Here is a 24,275-nt window from a genome sequence, read left to right as displayed (position 1 = left end):
AAAACGTTTAATCAGGTATATAACTTGTCTGTATTGTATCATATGACGGCAAGAAACGGGAGTACCAAGTTGAAGCGGCGCTCCGATGGCAAGCTAGGGGCGTTAGCGCGAAGGAGGAGTTGCGCCATGCGGCATGCAGCGGCGGCGGGAGATACGATCGTCCCGAACGCAAGATTCGAGGAAGGGTTGACCGGCTGGACCGTACCGGGCGGGGAAAAGAGCGCGACCGTCGTCGGCGCGGAGGCGGAGGCGGGAGCGCCGGCCGGCCGGGCGCTGCGGCTCGCGGCGGACGAAGCGGCGACCGGCGGCGGTGCCGGCACGTTCGCCGAGAGCGCTCGCGTGCCTGCGGGTCCGGGCCGGACGTACTACGCCTACGCGGCGTGCAGGCCGGAGCGCGATACCGGCGGCGCCGTGGCGCTGCGCTTCTACGACGGCGCGGGCCGGCCGCTCGCGGCGGAGGCGGCCGCTGTGCCGCCGATGCGTGCGGGCGCCGGCATGGCCGACGGCGGCTGGCGGACGATCGCCGCGGCTGCGACGGCGCCCGAGGGGACGGCCGCGCTCGCCGTCGTCCTCCGCGCGGACCCGCTGCCGGCCGGCGGCGACGTCCGGTTCGGCGACGTCCGCGTCACGGCCAAGCATACGGCGCTCGGCGCGCAGGTGACGAACGCGACGATCCACGCCGCCGCGGTCGGCCGGGATGCGGCGGGCCGCGCCACCGTCTATGCGGTGGCCGACGGCTCCGCCGGCTGCTGCGCCCGGCTCGTCGCGATCGACCCGAACGACGGCTCGACCGTCGGCGTCTGGGAGCTGCCGGGCGCGGCGGGCGGCTGGTCGGCCGTCGCGGCCAACGACGGCTCCGTCTATGCCGGCTCGTACGAGAACGGCCTGCTGTACCGGTACGTGCCGGGCGAGCCGGACATAACCGTGGTCGGCAAGCCGCGCGAGGGCGAAATGTTCGTCTACGGCTTGGCGGCCGGCGCCGGCAGCGAAATCTACGGCGGCACGTACCCGGGCGCCATGCTGTTCCGCTACTCGCCGGACGAAGGGTTCGCGCAGCTCGGGCCGGCTCCGCTGCAGCCGGGGGAGAGCTACGTGCGCGACGTCGCGTTCGACGCGGAGCGGGGCGCGGTGTATGCCGGCATCGGCTCGCACGCGTCCTTGAAGCGGCTCGATGCGCGGACGGGCGCGGTGACCGATTGGCTGGCGGAGGAGCTGCGCGGCGAGCAGTTCGTCTACGACGTCAACGTGGCGGCCGGCAAATTGTTCGTCCGGGCGACCCCGAGCTGCCGGACGTACGTCTGCGGCTTGGAGGGCGACGAGAGCGGCCTTCCTGCCGTGGAGGCGACGATCGACGGCGTTCATTCGCTCGGCGTCTCCCCGGAATACGACGGCGGCGTCTACTACGGCGGCAGCGGGGGACTGTGGCGCTACGACGTGGCGGCCCGGCGCTCCGAGCCGACGGGCGTCGCCGACGCGATGACGCTCGACCAGTTCGTCGTCCGTCTGGACGATCAGACGAATTTCCCCGGGTATACGCTTGTCGGGATCGGATCGGCGAACGGAAGGACGCGGCTGACGAAGTATAACGCCGCAACCGGCAAGCTCGCTTCGTTGGAGCTGTCGTTCCCGGAAGCGCCGGCCAACCTGGTCAGCATCGTGCACGGTCCCGATTCTCGCCTGTACACGAGCGGCTTTCTTGTCGGCGGCCACGGCGTCTACACGCCGATGCGGGACGACGAGACGGTGCAGCGGCGCGGGGTGATGCAGTCGGAGAACATGGCCGAGCTGGACGGCAAGCTGTATTTCGGCGTATACCCGGGCGCGCGGCTGTACGAATACGATCCCGGGAAGCCGTGGACGGCGGACCGGGGAGGAGACAACCCCCGTCTGCTGTTCGCGCTGAAGGATGAGGAGCAGGACCGGCCGTTCGGGATGGCGGCCGACGGAGGGAAGCTGTACGTCGGGACGGTATCCGGCTACGGCAAGCTGGGCGGCGCCTTGACCGTGTACGACCCGGCGAGCGGTACGTTCGACTTTTACCGGCATGCGGTGCCGAACCAGAGCCTGATCGCGCTCGCGTGCCGGGACGGCATCGTCTACGCGGGCTCGTCGATTTGGGGCGGCATCGGCATCGAGCCGAGCGAGACGGAGGCGAAGCTGCTCCGGTTCGACTCCGCGACGCGGGAATTCGCCGTCCTTTCGCTGCCGGTGCCGGGCTTGAAGGCGGTAACCGCGCTCGCTTGGGCGACCGGCGGCCTGCTGTGGGGGATGGCCGAGGGATACCTGTTCGGCTTCGACCCGCAGTCGCGGACGTTCGTCCATTTCGAGGAAGCGTTCCCCGACGTCAAGTACGGCGAGCGGTTCGTCTGGCGCGACGCGACGCTGCTGGAAGCGGCCGACGGGAGGCTGTACGGGACGGTCGGAGGCCGGTACGTCTTCCGCTTCGACCCGGCCGGCCGCCGTATCGAGACGATCCGGGACGACGGGGGCAAGTTTTTGGCCGAGGACGATTACGGGCATTTGTACTATGTAGTCGGAACGGAGCTGTACCGGCTCGTGCCTTGAAACGGCTTATTCGGTAAGCCGCGCGGACGATATTGCCGACGTTGCGAACGAAGACCGAAAGCTGCCGATCCAGATGGACGGCAGCTTTTGGCATTAGATGGAGCAGGGGACATTTCGGTTCGCCGGCATTCCGATTTTTTTCAGCAGGTATCCCGGCGTTACCGCAGCTCCAGTCGGTCGAGCGGTATGCGCAGCTCCGGCGCGCGTCCGGATCCGGCCGGCTCGAACAGGCTCAAGATCAAGCCGTCGCCGCTTATACGGCCGGAATAATAGGAATCGGGAATGCCGTAACGTGCGGTGCGTCCGGTACCGAGGTCCAGACGGATCAATTCGTTCGCGAGGCCGGGGTCGTCATGCTGCATCCCGGCCCATCTTCCGCCGGGCTGCAGGGTGAACAGCAGGCGGTCCCGATCGAGCACGATCCGGCCCAACTCGGCGTGGTCTTGGCGGAACAGCTCCCGAACCGTTCCCGATTCGAGGTCGATGTCCAAAATGCGGTACCCCTGCACCAAGTACAAGCGGCTTTTCTGTTGATCGAGGACGAAGCTGTTTTCGCCCGTGGGAGAAGTATCGTAAATGCCGTCGGGCTCCGCGCGGTCGAAGCGGAACGCACGAAGGAAACGGCCGTCCGCCCGGCGAAACTGCAGCAGGAGATGATCCGAGAAGGCGAGCACGCGATCGCGGTAGGGCACGATTCGAAACGCCCCGCGCGCATTTTCCAGATGGCCCGCATAAGTAGAGCGCACCGTTTTCGTATCGCTGCGATATTGATGCAGATAGCCGGACTCGTAGTACCAGAGAAGCCCGGTGCTCGCGTCTTCCCAGTACGCGGAGGGGAACAGGGAGGCGACGGTGTCCGAACCGGCCGGTACGGCGGTGAAGCCGCGCTCCCGCTTGCCGTCGAGACGGAGCTCGAGGTCGAACCGGTACGTCCCGTCAAGCGCCTCGACCGATAACCCGCCGCCCTCGTCAAGTAAGACGGAAGTGGGGAGCGGCACATTCGTTTCGCCGACGATTTCGAAACGGTCGTTCAGCTTCAAGAGACGATCCTTGTACGTATCCGCCACAAACCAATGACCGGACGCCTGCAGGAAACGTTCCGCGGTTCTGCAGACGCTGTAGTTGCTGACGGAGCAGGATACGCCGACCGGGAGTCTCGCGACGAATTCGAGCCGCTTCAACGGCTCGCGCTCCGGAACGAAGCGGGATAGCCGGTCGTACTCCAGCACGTACCAAGTGCCGCTATGCTCGTAAAAGGTCGTGCTGCTCATGGCGTCGCCGCTTCCCATATCTCTAAGCTTGTCGAGTTCCTCCGTCAAGCCGGCGGGCAGGGTGGAGGGCCATCGATCGGGATCGAATTTGGAGAAGGGGACACGGCGTTCTTCGAAGTACGGAGCGGGGGCCGCCGGTTCCGACGGGATCGGCACGCCGTCCAATTGGGCGCGAATGGACAAGTCCGCCGTCCGGGGCTCGGGTGTTTGCAGGTTGGACAAGTCGTGGAGCGACAGGAAAACGCCGCCCCCGTCCTTCGTCCCGGCGAATTCGAGCCGGGTGCCCGTTCGCCCTACATACGTCAGATCCTCCAGCGGCAAAGCGGACATATGGAGCTCCGCTCCTCCGCGAACGAATCGGTAGGCTGCCGTTTCGAGCCGGGATTCGGTCAGACGGTACAGCGAATGTTTGTTGAGCGCCACCCAGCCCGGGGTACTCAGCTCCGCATGCCAAGGGTACAGCCAAGACTCTCCGGGAGAGGCCATATACGTCGCACCGGCATCGGATTTCAACAGCACGGCGAACCGTTCCTCGCCCGCCTTTTCCGCCGCTACTCTAACGGAGGAATCGTAAGCGAGGCCTGGATAGAACGCCGCGCTCTCGGAAGGCTCGGTTTGATACAGCAACGTTCCGTCTTCGCTGCGGAAGCTATAAATCGGCTGCGCCGGCCCAGAAATCGATCGGTCGGGAACAAGCGGGGTAATCCGGTCATCGTGCGTTTGCGGAACAATCCGATCGGGGAGGTCCCGTTCCGGAGGGAGGATGGAGCTCACATAGCGTACCGTGTCCGAGCCGGGTGTCAGCATGTACTCGTTCCGTTCGCCCGACGACCGGGTTTGAATCAAGAGCCGCAGCGGGTTTTCGATCGCACGGACCCGGACCGCCTCGGCAGGCGCAAAATCGGTCGGACCCATCGTCCGAACGGATGCCGCCGGGTTCTCTTTTTCCAGAGGGAGAGGAATATAGGTCCACGAGTGGATGAGCGTTTGACCCGCCGCCGGAGCGGCTTCGGGCGTTCCTCCGAGCAGCAGGCCGCGGTCTCCCGGCCATCGTGTTACTTGCAGCTTTTCGGGAAAATGCATCAGCACGCCTTGATCGGCCCCTTTGCGGGCATACCGAAGCTCGCCGTTTCGGACGAAGAGCATTAGGTCATCCGTCCGCAGCACGACCACGGGGGTGTCGGCGTGGGAAGAAAATGCGCCGGATGCCTCGCTCCAGAGGAGCGCCTCCTCCCAGACCGCTTCGTTCGCGACGGGGCGAGCCGCTTCGCCGTCCTCCGCTTGCTCCGTCCGTGTCCTTTCCGTTCCGCCGTTCTCCGAAGCGGGAAGCGATTGAAGCGCCAATGCCGCACAGAACGCAATCCCCGTCACGCACCCGCCAACGAGCCAAACTTTCCGGTTCCATCTCCTCATTCCGATTCCTCCGTTCGATCGAAAGGAAATCATTAGCAAAGGAATAGACGATGAGCGGCCGGAAAAGTTGTGGGAAGTCGTACGGTCTTACAAGAACACCCAAGCATACATCCCCATGGCCCGGACAAACTAGTTCCGTTGTCCAATACACTTCCTTAAAGGAGAATTCACTGCCATGACATTGAAAAAAGAAGAAGCGACTAAAGCCGTTACGGTTACGCAATCGGCGATTGCGGAAGAAATTGCCGATTCCGTCAAGGTCGAAATCGCCAACGAGCTGTCCCCCTTGGAAAACCAACTGAAAGAAATGCAAAAAATTCTGTCCGGGGTTCAGCCTCAGCAAAGCAGCTTCACCGGCTCTTCCCAAAACCAGCAGCAAATCAGCCACCTCGTCGACCAAATGAACCAGTTCAGCCGCCAAATTCAAAGCCAGCAAAAACAGGCGATGAATCAGCTGCAGCAATCGATTCAACAAGCTGCCCAAACGTTGGCGCAGGCGAACCAAACCGTACAATCGTTCCAAATGCTGAATCAAATGCAGCAGCTTGTTCAACAGTCGCAACAACAAACGGAGCAAATCAGCCAACAATATTCGTCGACGAATAAGCAAGGCATGCAAAACCAGTTCAATACGACGACCAGCTCCATTCAACAATAACCGAGACATGACGGGTTGCGTTATACGTAACCCTCTTTTTATCATCCGAACGAAAGGGGTGTTCCCGTGATCATTACCGGTTTGATTCTGGTTGCGATCGTCGTGTTGGGGATGATCGCTTGGAGGAGTATCACCCGAACGATCGATCAAGATTTCGATAACGGTACGCAGGCTTCGGCTCTGAAGCCCGCCGCGAACGATCACCGTTTCGGAATGGAGGCCGCGGAAGAACGGCATCCTATAGAAATCGGAAGCAGGGTCGCACCGCCGGTCCGGCCGGCGCAACCGCCCCAAAAGGAAGCGGCGGCGGTCACGGCCAATCCGTACATGGCCTCGAAGGATAAGAAGCAAGCAGAGGCCAAGCATGAAGCGTTAGGGTTTACCGCATCTGCCGTGCGATCGCCCACCGCGGAACCCGTTATCGCCATTATTCCTACGCCCAAACCCGCTCCCGATAGTCGGCCCATCACGATCGACGGAATGCTGCAGCAATTGGAGCGGTCCGAGAACAAGCTCGAACACGACTTGGTTCGAGAGCTGGAAAATCAACTGTCGGAAACCGCCGCACTGCTGGATCGGATCAACCAGCAAGTCCGGATCGCCGAGACGCTGCATACGATGGATGAGCAGCTTACGAATATCCGACAAACGTTTTCCTAGGGGTTCAAGGGTTGGAGATCCAACGCCGGCGTTGGATTTCTATTTTCGTATAAGCTTTAGCGTCCCGCAAGGGAGATGACTTATACATCGGTTATGCGTTGGAATGGAAAAACGGGACAGATGCAAGTCATGCATCAAGTCCCGTTTTGATGTCGCTAGCCAAAGCGCGTCCTTTACTGCGAAGCGGACGCGATCGTAACCGTTTTGAGGCTGTCGTCCCATTTCACGTCCGCCCCGAGCGCTTCGCCGACGAACCGCAGCGGCACCATCGTCGATCCGTTCATGATGCGGGGGGAAACCTCCAGCGATTGATCCCGATTTCCGACTTTGGCGATACTGTTGTCGATCTGCAGCCAGACGGTCGTTCCTTCCTTCTTGGCCGTGACCGCTTGACGGTCGGGGTCCCAAGACACCTCGGCACCGAGCTTTTCGAAAATGGCGCGCATCGGGACGAGCGTGTTGCCGCTCACGATAACCGGGGGCTGCTCGAAAATCATGTAGTCTCCGTTCACGATAACCGTAATCCAGTTGTCCGGTACGAGCGGTTTGAACGAGATGCCCGTTCCAGTCAGCTTCTCGCGGGCCGCGGACAGATCGGCGATCGTCTTCTCGCGCTGGCGGACGATCGCGTTTTTGGCGTTCAGCCAGGCGTCGCGAATCGCTTGCAGCGAGCTGTTTTTGCGGTTTTGGACGGCTTGGCGGGTATCGCCGATCCGCTTGCTCATATCCGCTTCCGCTTTGGCCAACGCTTCGGCCATCCGCCGCTCGGCTTCGTTCTTCGTTATATCCCCGTCCTCGTAACGATCCATGACGCTGCCTGCCGAGTCGACCGACGATTCGTCCTCGAAGCGGTCCATGATGCCGCCCGCCGAGTCGGGATCGACGTCGTCCTCGTACGCATCGAGTGCGCTGCCTGCCGAATCGGGATCGATCTCGTCCGCATACAGATCCATCGCTTCGCCTGCCGAATCGGGATCGAGACTATCCTCGAACACGTCCATCGGGCTCCCGGCGTTGTCCGGGTCCATCGTGTCCTCGTACAGATCCATCGGCTCTCCGGCCCGGTCTTTGTCCGCCATTCGCGCGTAAGTGCGGAAGGCGTCGCTGTTTTCCTTGTAGCTTAGCTTCAGCTGCCGGATGTCGTTATCCAGAAGGGCCGTCATTTCGTCCAGATCCGCGCGGGCGAGCCGCAGCAGCTCGTTGTAGACCGACAGCATCTGATTGCGGTACGTATCGTACATCTTTTTTTCGTTTTTGAGGTAGCCGTCGTACTGCTCCCGATGCTTTTGCTCGAAAGCCGCATACTGCTCGGCCATCCGGTTGATGAAGGCGGTATCCGCAGCCGATGCGCCGCGGGCGGCCGTGCCGATCGTCAACGCGATCGCGAGCGAACTGACGAGAATTTTGCAGCCAATTTGAGTTCCGTTCATCGTGATCCTCCATCCGTATCGGAATTTTGCCAACAATGAACAATCATACTATGAAGGCTTCGGGGAAAAACAGGAACCTTGGACGGATAAAAGTAGTCGGCTCGTCACGAGTGGGCGACACGGGTCGCCTTTTCTCCGCCGGGATCGCCCGGTCGGCCGACTCCGCACCGCGTTTCCAAGCCTAGTCTCCCATGGTATACTGAAGGGAAACAATCGAAGGCGTAGGAGCGGTCGCTTTGCTGAAGAAACGTAACGAATTCGAGGGACGATACGCATTATTCCGCAACGAAATAAGAGGCGAAATTTTAAGCGGCGCCATTCGCCCGGGCGAATTTTTGCTGTCGGAAGTGACGCTCGGCGAACGGTACAATTTGAGCCGGACATCGGTTCGCCGGGTGCTGGCCGAGCTCGAGGCGGACGGTCTGATCGAGAAAATGCCCGGCAAGGGCAACCGGGTGCGCCAGCCGGAGCGCAAGTACGAGAAGCGGCCGCTGAAGGTCGCCTGTTTCTCCGAGTCGTACGAAATCCCGATTTTGCATAAGACGATCCGGCTGTTCGAGCAAGCGTATCCCCACGTGAAGGTCGAGCTGGCCGTTCTTCCGACGGCGAATTACGTGGCGAGCGTGCTGCATTCGTTCGAGGGCGAGCAAGCGCCGGACGTGGTGCTCGTGTCGGAGTTTCATTTGCGTCAGATCGGTCAGGCGGGCAAGCTGGACGCGCTGCTGTCGAGCGCCCCGGACGAATGGGACGGAGCGGAGGACGTCTACCCGGGCGTGCTGCGCATGTTTACGGAAGGAGCGCGGTTGAAGGCGGTGCCGCTCGTGTTTTCGCCGGTCGTGTACTGCTACAATACGGAGCTGATTCCCGATCCCGCTTCGGTGCGGCTGGACGATTGGGACGACTTGCTTGCGCTGGCGCAGCGGTATACGCTCGCCGACGAGCAGGGGAACAAGCAGCAATACGGCTTCGGGTTTTCCATATCGGGCAACCGGTGGTCTTCGTTTTTGCTGCAGAACGGCGGCGCCTTCTACGAGGAGGACGGGTCGACGCCGTCGTTTGCGGGGGAGCGGACGGAGGAGGCGTTCCAGTTTTGCCTCGACCTGATGTACAAGCATCAAGTGTCGCCGATCTCGATTCACGGCAGCACGCGGCTCGTGGAAGATTTGTTCATCCGCAACAAGGTGGCCGTCGTGCTCAGCACCTATTATTTCATGAGCGAGTTTCGGCATAACGGCATGAACTGGGACGTGCTGCCGGTCGTGCCGGGCAACCGGACGAAGGGGACGACGCTCATCGGCGGAGGGCTCGCGATCCGAAGCGGCACCGATCAGGAGAAGCTGGCGAGAACGTTCGCCGAATTCATGCTCGGCCGGGAGGCTCAAGCCGTCATCAAGCGCGAGGGCTGTACGCTGCCGGCACGCGCTTCGGTGGCGGAGGACGAGTCGCTGTGGAACCCCGACGTCCACCCGAAGCATTACGGCGCGTTCCGGGACGTCGTGCCGCATGCGCGCTCGCTGAACGAGCTGGGCGTCGCCCAAGACAAGATCGATATGCTGCAGCGCGAGCTCGTATTGCTGTGGTCCAACCTGGAAAGCCCGGGCGAGGCGTGCAGGCGGATCGAGCCGCTGCTCGCCCGAGAAGAGCCGGGCGTTCGTGGCGCGAAGTAGAGGAGGGGCGGGGGGGATACCCCCCGCCCTTCGGCCTCGTTGAGCGGAATACCGTACGAATCGGACCTTATTGCCCCGAAATCCCGCCGCCCGTGCCGAATAGCTTACGAACGTACGCTATTTTAGGCAATGCCGTGCCAATCGCCCTCCCGTACTGGAAAAATCCCGACTTCGACAAACTTCTGCCTAATCGGCCCGTTTTCCGGCAAGCTACGGGACTTTCGTCGCATTGACGGAGCAAGGCCCCGGTAGTACGTTTTGTATACCGGTATATATACCGGTATTTTACCTATCTTTCCCATAGAGGAGTGATTGTGTTGAAATCCCGTTGGCTGACGCTTGTCGTCGCAATCGCGCTGCTGTTCGGCACGCCCGGCTTCGTCCGGAGCGCCGGCGCTCAGGAAGGAGGGGCGATCGTAACCGATCTGGGCACGCCGATCACCGGCGTCGTCACCGTCATGACGTCGGCGTTCGGCGTCGAGAACGGCCGCAACGTCATGTATACGGTCGTGCAGGCGGACCCGGCCATCTTCGTCACCGTCGATATCGACGAGGAGAAGGTGATCCGGACGATGGAGCTGCCGAACGCGGGCGGCTCATGGTCCCAAGCTGTGGACACGTTTGGAAACGTTTACATCGGCACGTACGGCAACGGCCTGTTGTACCGGTTCGAGCCGGCGACGGAGACGCTCGTCAATGTCGGCCGGGCGGTCGGCGGCGGCTACGTCTACGGCCTCATTCCCGGCCCGAACGGCAAAATGTACGGGGGTACGTACCCGAACGGCAAAGTGTTCGAGTACGATCCGTCGACGAACGCCTTCACCGATTTCGGCGTCATGCAGGAGGGCGAGCTGTACGTCCGCGGCCTCGCTTACGAGCCGGACCGGAACGTGCTGTATGCGGGCACCGGGTCGCACGGCTACCTGATCGAGTACGACCTCGCGACCGGGAGCAAGCGCAGCGTACTGCCGCCCGAGCATCGCGCCGGGGAGCCGTTCCTGTACGATATGAATCTCGCCGGCCATACGTTGTTCGTCCGCAAGGAGAAAGCGAAGACGATGCTCGCGATCGATACGGCGACGAACGCGGTTTTGGCCGAAGTGCCGATGATCTCGCGTTCCCCGTCGGGCAAGTCGCCGATCGCGAACAAGGTGTATTACACGTACAACGCCGAGCTGATGGAGTACGATCTGGATACGAATACGGCAAAAGGGCTCGGGGTCAAAGCATCCAGCACCGGCGTATCGTACGGATTCGCGCAGCTGAAAGATCCCGAGCTCCCCGGCTACTCGCTCGTCGGCCTCGCCGGCAACGGCGGCGGCTTTTTCAAGTATAGCCTCGAGACGGGGAAGCTGAAAAACGTCCGCCTCGCCCTGCCCGGCGCGCCGAAAACGTTGAACGCGGTCGTCAACGGCCCCGACGGCACCGTCCATGTCGGCGGCTACTTGACGGGCGGCGGCATCTCTTCCTACAACCCGGTGACGGGTATGACGATCAAGACGCCGGGACTGAGCCAGGTGGAAGGCTTCGGCACGCTCGGCGATAAGGTGTACGCGGGTGTCTATCCGGAGGCGCAGCTGTACGAATTCGATCCGGTTGCTCGCAAAGCGGCGAAGCTGACAAGCCTCGTCGCCGACGGCCAGGAGCGCCCTTACGCCGTGCTCGGTCTGGAGCGCGAGAAGCTGATCGCGATCGGCACGGTCGCCGCGTACGGCTCGGTCGAAGGGGCGCTTTCGCTGTACGACACGGCGTCGGGACAGACGCAAACGTTCAAAAACGTCGTGCCGAACCAATCGGTGCTGTCGCTTGCGTACAAGGACGGAAGCCTGTACGGGGGCACGACGATATACGGCGGCCTCGGCAGCCAGGATCCTCCGCCGGAGACGGAGGCGAAGCTGTTCGTCTTCGACGTCGCCTCCCGCGCCAAAACGTACGAGACGGTGCCGGTGCCCGGCGCAACGGCGATATCCGGCTTGCTTGTCGGTCCCGACGGCTACGTGTGGGGCTTCGCTAACGGAACGCTGTTCGTCTTCGATCCGCAGACGCGCACCGTGACGTACCGGGAGCAAAAGTTCCCTTACGCCGGCGGCCGTGAATGGCGCAACGCCGAGCTGTCGATCGGCACGGACGGGAACGTGTACGGGCTGTTGAACAGCGCCCATTCGTTCTTCCGGATCGACGCGTCGACGAAGCAGCTGACCGTATTGAACGGCGACGCCCGGACGGGGCTGGCGCAGGACGATTTCGGCCGTTTCTACTTCCTTCGCGGCACGCATCTGATCCAATACGCCGATCCGGGGCTGACGGCCGGCTATACGGGCGGTATCGAGCTGACGGCGTCGTCCGTGGAACTCGAGAAGGGCCAGAGGGCGGCACTGTACCCCGAAGCGCTTCTGGAAAAGGGGCGGCGGACGCGCAACGTATCGTCGCTGACGCTCGAATACGTCTCCGACCGGCCGGACGTCGTCTCCGTCGGACAGGACGGTACGATGACGGGCACCGGGCACGGGACGGCTAACGTATGGGTGAAGGTGACGTTTCCGGACGGCCGCGTCGCCGAATCGGAGAAGCTTGCGGTCGTCTCCGTCGACGGCAGCCGGTTGAAGGAGCTGAGCCTCGACGGCGTCCCGCTTGCCGGCTTCTCGCCGGACGTCCTCGAATATGACGTGCCGGTACCGTACGGCACGACGACGCCTCCGACCGTCGCCGCCGTGCCGCAATCGGCGAAATCGGCGGTAACCGTTAGGCAGGCGACGTACGTGCCCGGCGAGGCGGCCGTCCAAGTCGAGTCGGCCTTCGGCGCCGGACGGCAAACGTATACGGTCCGGTTCTCGCCGGCGACGGTGACCGGCATCGAGCTGGCGCCGTTCGCGCCGATGAAGGAAGGCGACCGGACGACCGCTGTCGTGCAGGCGGTCTACTCGGACGGCACGAAGCATCCGCTGACGGCGGGAGTCGCGTATGCGAGCGCCGATCCGAGTGTGGCGACGGTCGGCCCGGACGGATCGGTTACGGCACGCGGACAAGGCGAAACGACGATTGAAGCGACGTGGAACGGCATGTCGGCGACCGCGACCGTGAAGGTGACGACGTCGATTTTGTTCCTGCACCTCCAACCGGTCCATCCGATCCGCGAAGGCGGGGAGGAGCGGGCTTCGGTAACGGTCCGCTACCGGGACGGGTCGACCCGAACGCCGATGGACGGCGTCTCGTATACGAGCGACGATCCGTCGGTCGCGACCGTCGATGCGACCGGACTCGTCCAAGCCCATCGCAAGGGCGTGACGACCGTTCGCGCCGAATATGGAGGCAGGAACGCTTGGAGCGTCGTCGTCGTCATTCCGGGGCGTCGCGAGTAAGCGTCCATTCCTCAAAGGCAAAACCCCTTCGAACGAAACAAACGTTCGAGGGGGTTTTGCCTTTTCCAAATTCGATATGGAACAAATTGGACCGTTGCGCTATGATAATTAGTATGACTGGTTACAGTCTGTCATACAGATTTAAGGACGGCGGTGGTTACCATGAGTATCGGTTCTTTGCGTTACATACAGGTCAAGCGGATGCTGCTCGAGCATATCGCCTCCCTGAAGCCGCACGACCGGCTTCCGTCGCGGACGGTTTTGTCCGAAACGTATCAAGCGGCCCGGACGACGATCGAGCGGGCGGTATCGGAGCTGATCGGGGAAGGCGTGCTGTACGCACGCGACGGCAGCGGCACCTACGTGTCCGATGCGGCCGGTCTGAACCAAGGGAGCGGCGCGGCGGGGCGTACGTGGGGACTGCTCATCCCCGACATCCTGCACTATATTTACCCCGGCATCCTGCGCGGCGTAAGCGACGTGGCGAGCGAGGGCGACGTCAATCTGATCGTCTGCCATACCGACAACGATTACCCCAAGCAGACGCGCCATCTGCGCAAGCTGATCGATACCGGCGTGGACGGCATCGTCGTCGTGCCGGCCATTACCGGTACGGTCGACATGTCGCCTTTTTACGAGCTGCAGGCGGCGGGCGTTCCGTTCGTCTTCTGCCACCGGATGCTGGAGGGCATCCAGGCGCCCCGGGTCATCTCCAACAACTTTTACGCCGGGTATATCGCCGCGAAGCATTTGCTCGCGAACGGCTGCGAACGGATCGGTTACATATCGCGCCCGGTTTACTCGGCTTCCTCGGAACGGTACCAAGGCTTCGTGTGCGCGTTGGCGGAAGCGAACGTCCCGGTGCGCGGGGAATGGGTGGCGTTCGAGCCGACGTTCGAGCCGGCGGGGGAAGGATATGAAAGCGCGCTGCGGATGCTGCGCGGTGCGGAGAAGCCGGACGGCCTGTTCTGCTTCAACGACGGGATCGCCAAAGGGGCTTGCGACGCCGCGCGGGAGGCGGGGCTTTCGGTCGGCAAGGACATCCGCGTCGTCGGCTGCGACAATACGAACATTTGCGACACGATGCCCGTGCCGCTCACCTCGGTCAAATTCCCGACGTACGAAATGGGGGCGCAGGCGGCCCGGCTGCTGCTCGACGGAGCGCTCGACGGGAGCCGGACGGTCGTGCTGCAGCCCGAGCTGATCGTTCGCGGAAGCTCCGCCGCGACTTAAAGCAAAGGAAGGGGTCGGACCGGCAAGGTGCGGGAGGGCTCGCGTCGGAGGTCCGCTGCGCGGCCGAGCTTGCGCGCAAACGGAAAGGAGGCTATTTGCATGTGGAAAAGCAAAGGGACGTTCGCCCGGTGGGCCCGGATCGGGCGGCGTACGTTTTTCATGAAGCTCATTACGGCGACGGCGCTGATCGCCGTCATTCCGAACCTGCTGTCCAATATCGTCGCCTACTCCAAAGTGTCGCACACGCTCGAGAAGGAGACGGGGACGGTGAAGCTGCAATATTTGCACCAGACGATCAACGCCGTCGAGATCGTGCTGAACCGGATTCGCGAGAACGCGAGGCAGCTGGCGCTCAGTCAGGCCGTACAAGATTTCGAGCATTTCCCGAACGGCTTGTACTACGAAAGCATCCAAGGGGAAATTCCGAAGGAGGATCTGGCTACCCTCTACAGTTACTTGGCGACGAAGACGAATGCGTTCCAGACGATGATATCGTTCAAGCTGTCCAACGAGTTCGTGGAATCGATCTTTTTTTACGACGGCGCCAAGCGTCTCGTCATCGCCGCGGAGCAGGACGGCGTCTACCGGCAGTTTGCGCCGGACGATTTTTACGATACGGGCTGGCGGGAGGCGCTGAACGACCCGGCGCCGAATCCGGTCGTCATGGATACGCGGATGGCGAAGCCGTACCGGGGCGGCGAAAAAAGCTTGCTGACCGTCGTCTACAAGCTGCAAAAGAGCGGCGACGCGCTCATCGTCAACCTAGACGCCTCCAAAATGTACGCCGAAATCGTCAACAAGCTGAACGACGGGGACGACATTTACGTGGCGTCTTCGGCGGGGCGCCTTTTGTTCCACGGCGACGGCAGCCATTTGCACAGGCCGATCGGCGAGCTCCTGCCGGACGTCGAAGGGGCGATCGGCAAAACCGGCACGTATGCGGCCGAGGTCGGCGGCGGGCAAAAGCGGATCAGCCATTCCGCTTCCGCGACGCTCGGCTGGACGTTTTTCAACGTATCGGATATGAAAGCGCTTACTAAGGGGACCGCTTCGATCAAGCGTACGATCGTCCTATCCGCGATCGTCGTGTTCGCGCTGTCGATCGCGTTCGCCTACTTGTCGTCCCGAACGCTGTACCGCCCGATATCGCGGCTCAAGGCGCTGGCGGGCGTCGGGAAAACGGCCGAATCCGACCGCCGGGGGGAGACGGGCGACGAGATCGGCACGATCGGCCGTTTCGTGCAATCGACGATGGACGAGCGGGACTACTACAAGGAGAAGCTGGCCGAAAGCTTGCCGTTTCACCGGGAGCAGTTCAAGCTTTCGCTGCTGCACCGGCATTCGATGACGGTCGGGGACATCGAGGAAACGATGGCGTACTTGGGCGTGCGGCTCGATTCGCGCCATCTCGCCGTATTGGCGCTGGCGGCGGAATCCGGCGCCCCTCGCGAAACGGATGCGGACCGCCGCACGGGCGGGCTGTCCAAGCTTCTCGCGATGGAGGCGATCCGCCAATGCGAGGCGCTCGACATGCCGTACGCCGCGATCGACGCCGGGAGGGAGACGATCGCGGTGGTGATCGGCTGCGGCGGCATCGACCGCCAGCAGCTGTTCCGGCTCGCCCAACGGCTGCTAGACGACGTGAACCGCGAATCGGGCGGCGCGTGGACGATGGGGATCGGCCGGATTTGCCCTACGATCGCCGATTTGCCCCAGGCGTACGAAGACGCCTTGGAGGCGCTGAAATACCGGATGCTGTACGGCAGCGGGCACGTCATCTCGATCGACGACATCCGGCTCGACGAGGCGAGCGATTTCCGCTACCCGGCGCTCAAGGAGGAGGCGCTGCTCGGCTTTCTGAAGACGGCGAGAACGGACGAAGCGCTGCAGGCGTTCGACGCGTTCGTCGCCGAGATCGACGCGTACAAGGGCAAGCTGCACTATAACCGGATTCAGCCGCTGTTCGTCCAGCTTCTGACCGCGATCATCCTCGGCTACCACCAGCTCGGAGCGGACGTGCGCGCCGTCCTCGGCGACGGCTCGAATCCGTACCGCGAGCTGCTCGATCTCGATTCGATGGACAAAATCGGGCGGTGGTTCCGCCGGCTCATCATTTTGACGACCGCCTATTTCGAAGGAGAGATGAGCGCCAAGGGCAACCAGCATATCGCGAAGGTGATCGACATGATCGAACGCGACTACGGCCAAGATTTGTCGCTGAATTCGGTCGCGGAGCGGCTCAATTTGAACCCGGCCTATATTAGCCGGCTGTTCAAGCAGATGACCGGGCAGCCGTTCGTCGACTACTTGAAGCGGGTGCGCATCGAGCGGAGCAAGGAGCTGCTGCTCGCCGAAACCGGCCTGAAAATCAACGAGATCGGCAGGCGGGTCGGCTACAACAGCTCCTACTATTTCATCAAGGTGTTCAAGGAATCGATGGGCGTCACGCCGGGCGAGTATAAAAAGTTGTACGGCTCCTGAGACGTCCCGCTTCCCGCCGCTCTCCGGCGGAACTCGGGCCGATGCAAGCATGCTTCATTTTTGACAAATAGAAATCGCAGTACGAATGTAAAATCCTTATGATTTAAAACGCTTTCATCCCGTGCTAACGTAGGGGCTGCATCGAGGCGCCGAAAGCCGCCTCGTCATTTCGCCAATCGAGGGAGGAACACGTATGGCCAACAAAGTTGCCGGCGCGGCTGCCGTCGCCGCGCTGGCCGCGGTCGCGCTCGCGGCATGCTCCGGCTCCGGCTCGGGGGCTCCGGGGACGACGAACGAAGCGAAGGGGAACGAAAGCAAGGCGCCGCCCAAAATTTACATCTACCAAAATACGGGGGCGCTGAACCAAAAGCCGGAGGGCAGCGTGCCGGAAAAGCTCGAAGAGATGAAAAAGATGTACATGGAGAAGCTCGGCATCGAGCCGATCGCCATCGTGCCGCCGAAAGGCTCCGAGGCCGAAAAGCTGAACCTGCTTCTCGGCTCCGGCGACGAAATCGACACGTTCCAGGGCAACTGGGACCAGTATGCGTCCAAAGGGGCGATTATTCCGCTCAACGACTTGCTGGACAAATACGGGCAGGACGTGAAGAAAGCGTGGCCCGCCGAGGCGTGGGAGTACATGACCGACAAGAACGGGAACATATGGGGCATTCCGCGCGGCGAGCCCGCCGTCCATTACCCGATCTGGGTCCGCTCCGATTGGCTGAAGAAGCTCGGCCTTGCGATGCCGAAGACGGTCGACGAGCTGGAGGCCGTGCTGAAGGCGTTCAAGGAAAAAGACCCGGACGGCAACGGCAAAGACGACACCATTCCGATGATGACCGACCTGAACGGGATCAAAAACGCCTTCATGGGCGGCTACCTCGACAACGGCAACAGCAATTGGGTCGATCCGGCCGACGGAAAGGTGAAGCCGGCCGAGCTCGCTCCGGGGTTCAAGGAGTTCGTCGCCAAAATGGCCGATTGGTACCAGAAAGGCTACATCTACAAAGAGGCGTTCGCCAAGTTCGATCCGCTCGAGCTGCTCAAGACGAACCGGGTCGGCACGTCGTCGATGTGGTATTCGCGCATTACGCTGCTGTTTCCGCAGATCAAGCCGAACCTTCCGGCCGACGCGAACTACGAAATCATCCGCGGCATCCAAGGACCGAAGGGCAAGCTGATGACGGCGTCCCCGTCCAGCACGACGTCCATGGTCATCACGAAGAAGGCGAAGCATCCGGATGCGGTCATGAAGTTCATCAACCACCAATACCAGGACATCCCGACCAACTCGCTGACGGCCGCGTTCGGCACGAACTGGAAATATATCGGCGACAGCAAGTTCGAGATCGAGATGACGAGCAAGGACATTACGTACGCGGGCGAGTACATGGTATCGCTCGGTACGGCGACGGAGCTGAAGTACGCGTTCCAGGATCCGGTCAAAAAAATGCACGCCGACTATTTGACGAAGGAAGCGCTGAACTTGAGCGTGGCGAAAATGCCGATGGACGCCAAAATCATGTACGACAAAAACGCGCTGAAGGAAAACATCCCGACGCTCGGCGATCTCGACCGGCTGCGGAGCGAGGAGCTGGTCAAGTTCGTGACGGGGGCGCGGCCGATCGCCGAATTCGACAAGTATATCGACCAGCTGTACAAGGCGGGGCTCGACAAATGGATCGCGGAATATACGCGCCAATACCATGCGCTGAAAAAGTAGCGGGCTGACACGATTGCCGCCGGGAGGATGACGGCGGCGGGCCGCGACGGCGTCAAGCCGCCCGGGATCCGCCGTCCGTCCGCGCACCCGGCCTGCGAAAGGAGGAGCGACCGAACGTGTCCGACGCTGCCTTGACCGAACCCGTCCCGGCCCGCCGCGCCGCGAAGCGGAGATGGCTTGCGGCCGTCAAGCTGAACCGGTTTTATTACGCGCTGATATTGCCCGGCATGCTCTACTTCGTCGTCTTCGACTACATCCCGATGTTCGGCGTCCTGATCGCGTTCAAGGACATTTCGCCGTTCGAGGGCGTCGGTGCGATTTTTACGAACGAATGGGTCGGGTTCAAGCATTTCGTCCGATTTTGGAATTCGTATTACTTCTGGAACGTCATGCGCAATACGCTGCTGATCAGCTTCTACAAGCTGTTCTTCAGCTTCCCGGCGTCCGTGCTGCTCGCGCTGCTGCTGAACGAAGTGCGCCGCGTCGCGTTCAAGCGGATCGTTCAGACGATCTCGTATTTGCCCCACTTCATCTCGACCGTCGTCGTGGCCGGGCTGGCGATGATGGTGCTGTCGACCGACGGAGGGCTGATCAACGCGATCATCGTCCGCTTCGGCGGAGAACCGATCCATTTCCTCGGCGATCCCGCCTACTTCCGCGGCGTGCTCGTCATCTCCCACGTCTGGCAGTCGATCGGCTGGGGCAGCATCCTGTACTTGGCGGCGATGACGGGAATCGATCCCGGCTTGTACGAGGCGGCCCGGATGGACGGAGCCGGACGCGTGCGGCAGGCTTGGCACATTACGCTGCCGGGCATTACGCCGGTGCTCGTCATCATGCTCATCCTGTCGATCGGCGGCCTGCTGAACGCCGGCTTCGAGAAGGTGCTGCTGCTCTACTCGCCGGCCGTCTACGAAGTGGCGGACATCATCGACACGTACGTGTACCGCGAAGGGCTGACGCAGCTCAACTACTCGTTCGCGACGGCGGTCGGCCTGTTCAAAAACGTGCTCGCCATGCTGCTCATTCTGGGCGCCAACTACATCGCCAAAAAAATGAACCAGACGGGAATCTGGTAGAAGGGGGTCAACGATGAGCGCGTGGAAACCTACCGCAGGCGAGCGGACGTTCGACGTCTTCAACGCCGCGCTGCTGACGGTGCTGTCGCTTCTGTTCCTGATCCCGTTTCTGGCGGTGTTCTCCACTTCGTTTCTGAGCGCGGAGGAATCGATGCGGCGGGGGGCGTTCGTGCTCGTGCCGGAGAAGATCGACTTCGGCGCCTACGAAATGCTGCTGAACCGCGGCATGATCATCTACAACGCCTACAAGGTGACGCTATTCCGGGTCGTCGTCGGCACGTTTCTCAATCTGCTGTTTACCGCGACGCTCGCATACGGGCTGTCCCGCCGCGCGCTGCCGGGCCGGAACGGGCTCGTGCTGATCGTTTTTCTGACGATGATTTTCCACGGCGGCCTCATCCCGAACTACATGCTCATCGACAAGCTCGGTCTGAAGGATACGCTGTGGGTGCTGATCGTGCCGGGATTGATCAGCGCGTGGAACTTGTTCATCATGCGCAACTTTTTCATGACGCTGCCGGAGGAGCTGGAGGAGTCGGCGATTATCGACGGCGCGTCCCCCGCGGTCATCCTGCGGAAAATCGTCGTCCCGCTGTCGATGCCGGCGATCGCCACGATCGGTCTGTTCTACGCGGTCCATCATTGGAACGACTGGTTCGGCGCATCCATCTACATCAACGACCAGAGCAAGCTGCCGATCCAGGTCGTCATGCGCAACATTTTGCTGACCGGTCTGATCCACGACGAGACGCAGGTGGAGTATATCCGCGACCCTCCGCCGGCGGCCGCTTTGAAGTCGGCGGTCATTATCGTCAGCACGCTGCCGATTTTGTGCGTGTACCCGTTTATTCAAAAATATTTCGTCAAAGGCATGATGGTCGGCTCCGTCAAGGGGTGACCGCGAACGGAAGGGGAGTTAGGAAATCGTGATGACGAAACAGGACTTATTTGCGGCCGGGGAGCACGGGTACCACACGTACCGCATCCCGTCGCTGCTCGTCACCCGCGAGGGGACGGTGCTCGCCTTCTGCGAGGCGCGCCGCAACGGGGCCGGCGACGCCGGCGACATCGACATCGTCTTGCGCCGCAGCGCGGACCACGGCGCGACTTGGGGGCCGTGGACCCGGATCGCCGACGACGGCGCGAATACGATCGGCAACCCGTGCGCCGTCCAAGACCGGGAGACGGGGACGATTTGGCTGCTTTTGTGCCGCAACGCGGAGGACGGCCACGAGAAGGACATTTTGGCGGGAACGAAATCCCGGGACGTGCTCGTCATGCGCAGCGACGACGACGGCTTGACGTGGACGGCGCCGCGGGACATCACGGCGGACGTGAAGCGGCCGGGGTGGACGTGGTACGCGACCGGACCGTGCCACGCGGCGCAGCTGCGAAGCGGCCGGCTGATCGTGCCGTGCAACCATGCGGTATTGGACCCGGAGACGGGGACGTCGGGCCCGTATACGGCGCACGTCATTTACAGCGACGATCACGGCGGAACGTGGCGGATCGGCGGCATCGTCGGCGCTTATACGAACGAATGCGCGCTCGCCGAGCTGCCGGACGGCACGGTGTACCTGAACATGCGCAGCTACCACGGGCGCAACCGCCGAGCCGTGTCGAGGAGCTTGGACGGCGGCTTGACGTGGTCGCCCATCGAGCTGGACGAGGCGCTCGTCGAACCGGTTTGCCAGGGCAGCGTCATCGAGGACGGGCGGGGAGGCTTGCTGTTCGCCAACCCCGCCTCGGAGAAGCGGGAGCGGCTGACTGTCCGGGCGAGCGCGGACGGCGGCCGGAGCTGGACCGTGCAGCGGGTGCTGCACGAAGGGCCGGCGGCGTATTCGGATTTGGCGGTGGCGAAGGACGGCTCCATCCTATGCCTGTACGAATGCGGGGAGGAGCGTCCGTACGAACGGATGACGCTGGCCCGGTACGTCGATGGACGTTAACGGATCAACCGCTGCGGCGGGAAAGAAAGGGGCATGAGGCGAGTGGGCAAACGAAGGCTGCTTGCCGCGGCGCTGCTTGCGCTGGTCGCGGCGCCATTATCGTGGACGGGGGGAGATCGCTTGGCCGAAGCGTCGGCGTCGGCAGGGGCGGAGCCGGTTTACGAATCGACCGATCTGTACGTGGCGGGGACGGAAGGCTACCATACGTTTCGCATTCCGTCCGTCTTGACGACCCGCTCGGGAACGGTGCTGGCGTTCGCCGAAGGGCGCCGGAACAGCGCCTCCGACACGGGCGATATCGATACGGTGCTGAAGCGGAGCTTCGACGGAGGACGCACGTGGCAGCCGATGCAGGTCGTCTGCGACATGGGGACCGATACGTGCGGCAATCCGACGGCGGTGCAGGACGAGGAGACGGGGCGCGTCTGGCTGTTTCTGACCCACAATTACGGCGACGACACGATCGAGGAGATCAACAACGGGACGAGCCGCGGCGTCCGTACCGTCTGGAGCGCGTACAGCGATGACGACGGCGCGACATGGTCCGCTCCGGCGAACCGGTTCGCGGAGGTGCAGCGGCCGGATACGCGATGGGACGCCACGGGACCGGGCATCGGCATCCAGCTGAGGCACGGCCCGGCGAAAGGCCGGCTCGTCATTCCGGCGATCGGCCGCAACATCCAAAGCGACGATCATGGCGCGACGTGGTACGAGAGCGGTCGGCTGCCCGACGGGCTGAACGAGGCGACCGTCGTCGAGCTGACCGACGGCACGCTCATGCGCAACGACCGGTTGTCGAAAAACCAGGAGCTGAAACGGCGCGCCGTCGTCACGAGCGCCGATCAGGGGGCGACCTGGTCGCCGATCGCGTACGATCCGGTGCTGATCGACCCGATTTGCGAAGCGAGCATCGTCCGCTACAAGCCCGCCGACAACGCGGCCGGCGACCGGATGCTGCTGTTCGCGAACCCGGCCGAAACCGGCAAGCGGACGACGATGACGGTGCGGATCAGCTACGACGACGGCCGGACGTGGACGGTGTCGAAGACGGCTTACCGGGGAAACGCGGCTTATTCGTCCCTGACCGTCCTGCCCGACGGGAACGTCGGCCTGCTGTTCGAAGGGGGAATGTACACCGCATACGACAAAATCATGTTCGCCTCGTTCAATCTCGAATGGATGTCGACCGTCGAGCCGGACCTGGACGACCTCGTCTTCTCCGAGGGCGAGCTATCACCCGTATTCCGGGGCGACATCGGGGAATACCGTCTCGAGCTGTACCGCGACGTCGAGGAGCTGACGGTTACGTCGGTGACGGCGCGCGGTGAAACGGTCGTCGCGGTAAACGGAAAGCCGGCGCCGGCCGGTACGGCGACGACCGTCGCGCTCGGCGGCTTGGACGCGATCTCGGTGCAGGCGAAGCTCGGGCCGCGCGTCCGTACGTACGCGATCCGGCTCGACCGGACGCGGGAGCGGCCGGAGCTGAAGCTGCATTGGACTTTCGAAGCGGCGGGAGCGGACGGCGCCGTGCCGGATTTGACCGGCGGCGGACATGCGGGGCTGCTCGGCGCGGGAGCGGAAATCCGGGCCGGTGCCGGCCTGGCGGGAGCGGCGTTGTATTTGAACGGGCAGCGGGCGTCCGTGGAGATCGCGAACGAGGAGGATTTGCACCCCGGCGCCGGCGATTTCTCGCTCTCGGTCTGGGTGAAGCCCGAGGCGCTCGTCCAGCAGCGGCACATCGTGTATTGGTACGGCCAAGCGGGGAGAGGGCTGCCGCAATGGTGGTTCGCCGTCGAGAAAAACGGCGCGGTCCGCATGAACATGTCCGGGCTGCCGTCCGGAAGCGAGGTAGGCGTGGCCACGCCGGCCGGGCTCGTCAAAGCGGGCGTCTGGACGCACCTGGCGGCGGTCCGCGACGGGTCGGTCAACAAAATTTACGTGAACGGCAGGCTGGCGGCAACCTCGGTCCGCTACGACGGGGCACAGATGAACGTGACGAACGCGGCATTGCCTCCGCTCGTCGGGTTCGACAAAGGGACGGTCGGGAATCGCGATTGGTACGGCTATATGGACGATTTTCGGCTGTACCGGAACGCGTTGACCGCGGGGGAATCGCTGAAGCTGTATGAGGGTGGCGGCGATGCGGTGCCTCCGGCTACGGAGGCGGCCGTCACCCCCGACGAGCCGGGAGGGGCGAACGGCTGGTACGTCGGCGACGTCACGGTCGCGTTGTCCGCCACGGACGACCGGTCCGGCGTCGCCCGGACGGAGTACCGGCTGAACGGCGGAGCGTGGACGGCGTACGAGGGCCCGATTGCGGTCGCCGCAGAGGGAGCGACCGCGATCGACTACCGGAGCGTCGACCGGGCGGGCAACGCGGAGCCGGTTCGTACCGTGACGGTGCGCATCGACAAAACGGCGCCGGCCATTCGCGTCGTGCCCGACCGCGCGGTGCTGTGGCCGCCGAACGGGAAGCTCGTGCCGGTCGCGATGGCCGTCGAGGCGGAGGACGGCGCCTCCGGCGTGGCGTCCGTCAAGCTCGTCTCGATCGCGGGGAGCGAGCCGGACGAGACGGCGGTGTCGGACGCGGCGTACGGCACGGACGACCGGGAATTCCGGCTTCGCGCCGAGCGGGCGGGGAACGGAGCGGGGCGCACGTACGAGATCGTGTACGAAGCGACCGACAACGCGGGACTTCAAGCGGTCGGCACGGCGATTGTCGCCGTCCCGCACGACCGTTCGGAGTGAGGATATAGACCAAGACCGGATTCGAGCCGGGAGAGGGAT

Annotated in this window: 14 protein-coding genes; 12 read left to right on the top strand and 2 right to left on the bottom strand. The window is 62.9% G+C overall.

What is annotated here, in order from left to right; translation table 11 throughout:
- The first annotated feature begins 126 nt into the window (after positions 1-126).
- Positions 127-2,565, top strand: coding sequence for a hypothetical protein (locus DLM86_RS02830; protein ID WP_110838429.1), 2,439 nt, complete (start codon positions 127-129; stop codon positions 2,563-2,565).
- 158 nt (positions 2,566-2,723) lie between these two features.
- On the opposite strand, the gene DLM86_RS02825 is transcribed toward DLM86_RS02830, so the two are convergent.
- Positions 2,724-5,249 (bottom strand): hypothetical protein, encoded by a 2,526-nt coding sequence (locus DLM86_RS02825; RefSeq protein ID WP_110838428.1) that lies wholly within the window; start codon positions 5,247-5,249, stop codon positions 2,724-2,726.
- A 175-nt stretch (positions 5,250-5,424) separates the two neighbouring features.
- On the opposite strand from DLM86_RS02825, the gene DLM86_RS02820 reads away from it, so the two are divergent.
- Both DLM86_RS02820 and DLM86_RS02815 read left to right on the top strand, forming a co-directional pair.
- A complete protein-coding gene (locus DLM86_RS02820; protein ID WP_110838427.1) occupies positions 5,425-5,907 on the top strand; it encodes a hypothetical protein in 483 nt (160 codons plus the stop codon).
- Positions 5,908-5,973: 66 nt separating this feature from the next.
- Positions 5,974-6,567: a hypothetical protein gene (locus DLM86_RS02815; RefSeq protein ID WP_110838426.1), complete on the top strand. Its 594-nt coding sequence runs from the start codon at positions 5,974-5,976 to the stop codon at positions 6,565-6,567.
- Between the two features lie 173 nt (positions 6,568-6,740).
- On the opposite strand, the gene DLM86_RS02810 is transcribed toward DLM86_RS02815, so the two are convergent.
- Entirely contained in the window at positions 6,741-7,997 is a 1,257-nt protein-coding gene (locus tag DLM86_RS02810; protein WP_110838425.1) for a stalk domain-containing protein, read from the bottom strand.
- 236 nt (positions 7,998-8,233) lie between these two features.
- Between DLM86_RS02810 and DLM86_RS02805 the strand changes: the two genes are divergently transcribed.
- The 9 genes from DLM86_RS02805 to DLM86_RS02765 all read left to right on the top strand — a co-directional run bounded on the left by DLM86_RS02805 (position 8,234) and on the right by DLM86_RS02765 (position 24,236).
- On the top strand, positions 8,234-9,664 hold the full coding sequence (locus DLM86_RS02805) for an extracellular solute-binding protein (protein WP_110838424.1): 1,431 nt from the start codon (positions 8,234-8,236) through the stop codon (positions 9,662-9,664).
- A 317-nt stretch (positions 9,665-9,981) separates the two neighbouring features.
- On the top strand, positions 9,982-13,023 hold the full coding sequence (locus tag DLM86_RS02800) for an Ig-like domain-containing protein (protein ID WP_110838423.1): 3,042 nt from the start codon (positions 9,982-9,984) through the stop codon (positions 13,021-13,023).
- 177 nt (positions 13,024-13,200) lie between these two features.
- Complete coding sequence (locus DLM86_RS02795) at positions 13,201-14,256, top strand: GntR family transcriptional regulator (RefSeq protein ID WP_158289291.1); 1,056 nt, start codon at positions 13,201-13,203, stop codon at positions 14,254-14,256.
- Between the two features lie 99 nt (positions 14,257-14,355).
- Entirely contained in the window at positions 14,356-16,737 is a 2,382-nt protein-coding gene (locus DLM86_RS02790; RefSeq protein WP_110838421.1) for a helix-turn-helix domain-containing protein, read from the top strand.
- 193 nt (positions 16,738-16,930) lie between these two features.
- Positions 16,931-18,460, top strand: a complete 1,530-nt coding sequence (locus DLM86_RS02785) for an extracellular solute-binding protein (RefSeq protein ID WP_110838420.1) — start codon at positions 16,931-16,933, stop codon at positions 18,458-18,460.
- A 116-nt stretch (positions 18,461-18,576) separates the two neighbouring features.
- Positions 18,577-19,539, top strand: a complete 963-nt coding sequence (locus tag DLM86_RS02780) for an ABC transporter permease (RefSeq protein ID WP_245954310.1) — start codon at positions 18,577-18,579, stop codon at positions 19,537-19,539.
- A 13-nt stretch (positions 19,540-19,552) separates the two neighbouring features.
- Positions 19,553-20,437, top strand: coding sequence for a carbohydrate ABC transporter permease (locus DLM86_RS02775; RefSeq protein ID WP_110838419.1), 885 nt, complete (start codon positions 19,553-19,555; stop codon positions 20,435-20,437).
- A 31-nt stretch (positions 20,438-20,468) separates the two neighbouring features.
- Entirely contained in the window at positions 20,469-21,488 is a 1,020-nt protein-coding gene (locus DLM86_RS02770) for a sialidase family protein (RefSeq protein WP_110838418.1), read from the top strand.
- A 42-nt stretch (positions 21,489-21,530) separates the two neighbouring features.
- Complete coding sequence (locus tag DLM86_RS02765; RefSeq protein ID WP_211326469.1) at positions 21,531-24,236, top strand: sialidase family protein; 2,706 nt, start codon at positions 21,531-21,533, stop codon at positions 24,234-24,236.
- The last annotated feature ends 39 nt before the right edge of the window (positions 24,237-24,275 follow it).

This window comes from Paenibacillus flagellatus (genome assembly GCF_003217775.1).
In the GTDB taxonomy this organism is placed as follows: Bacteria; Bacillota; Bacilli; order Paenibacillales; family NBRC-103111; genus Paenibacillus_AB; species Paenibacillus_AB flagellatus.
Note: the sequence above shows the minus strand (reverse complement) of the source record. Positions and strands in the feature narration are given on the sequence as shown.

Bases quoted from the DNA above. Each gene is read 5' to 3' on its own strand.
- DLM86_RS02830 (WP_110838429.1), top strand. From the start codon at position 127: ATGCGGCATGCAGCGGCGGCGGGAGATACGATCGTCCCGAACGCAAGA.
- DLM86_RS02825 (WP_110838428.1), bottom strand. From the start codon at position 5,249: ATGAGGAGATGGAACCGGAAAGTTTGGCTCGTTGGCGGGTGCGTGACG.
- DLM86_RS02820 (WP_110838427.1), top strand. From the start codon at position 5,425: ATGACATTGAAAAAAGAAGAAGCGACTAAAGCCGTTACGGTTACGCAA.
- DLM86_RS02810 (WP_110838425.1), bottom strand. From the start codon at position 7,997: ATGAACGGAACTCAAATTGGCTGCAAAATTCTCGTCAGTTCGCTCGCG.
- DLM86_RS02790 (WP_110838421.1), top strand. From the start codon at position 14,356: ATGTGGAAAAGCAAAGGGACGTTCGCCCGGTGGGCCCGGATCGGGCGG.
- DLM86_RS02785 (WP_110838420.1), top strand. From the start codon at position 16,931: ATGGCCAACAAAGTTGCCGGCGCGGCTGCCGTCGCCGCGCTGGCCGCG.
- DLM86_RS02775 (WP_110838419.1), top strand. From the start codon at position 19,553: ATGAGCGCGTGGAAACCTACCGCAGGCGAGCGGACGTTCGACGTCTTC.
- DLM86_RS02770 (WP_110838418.1), top strand. From the start codon at position 20,469: ATGACGAAACAGGACTTATTTGCGGCCGGGGAGCACGGGTACCACACG.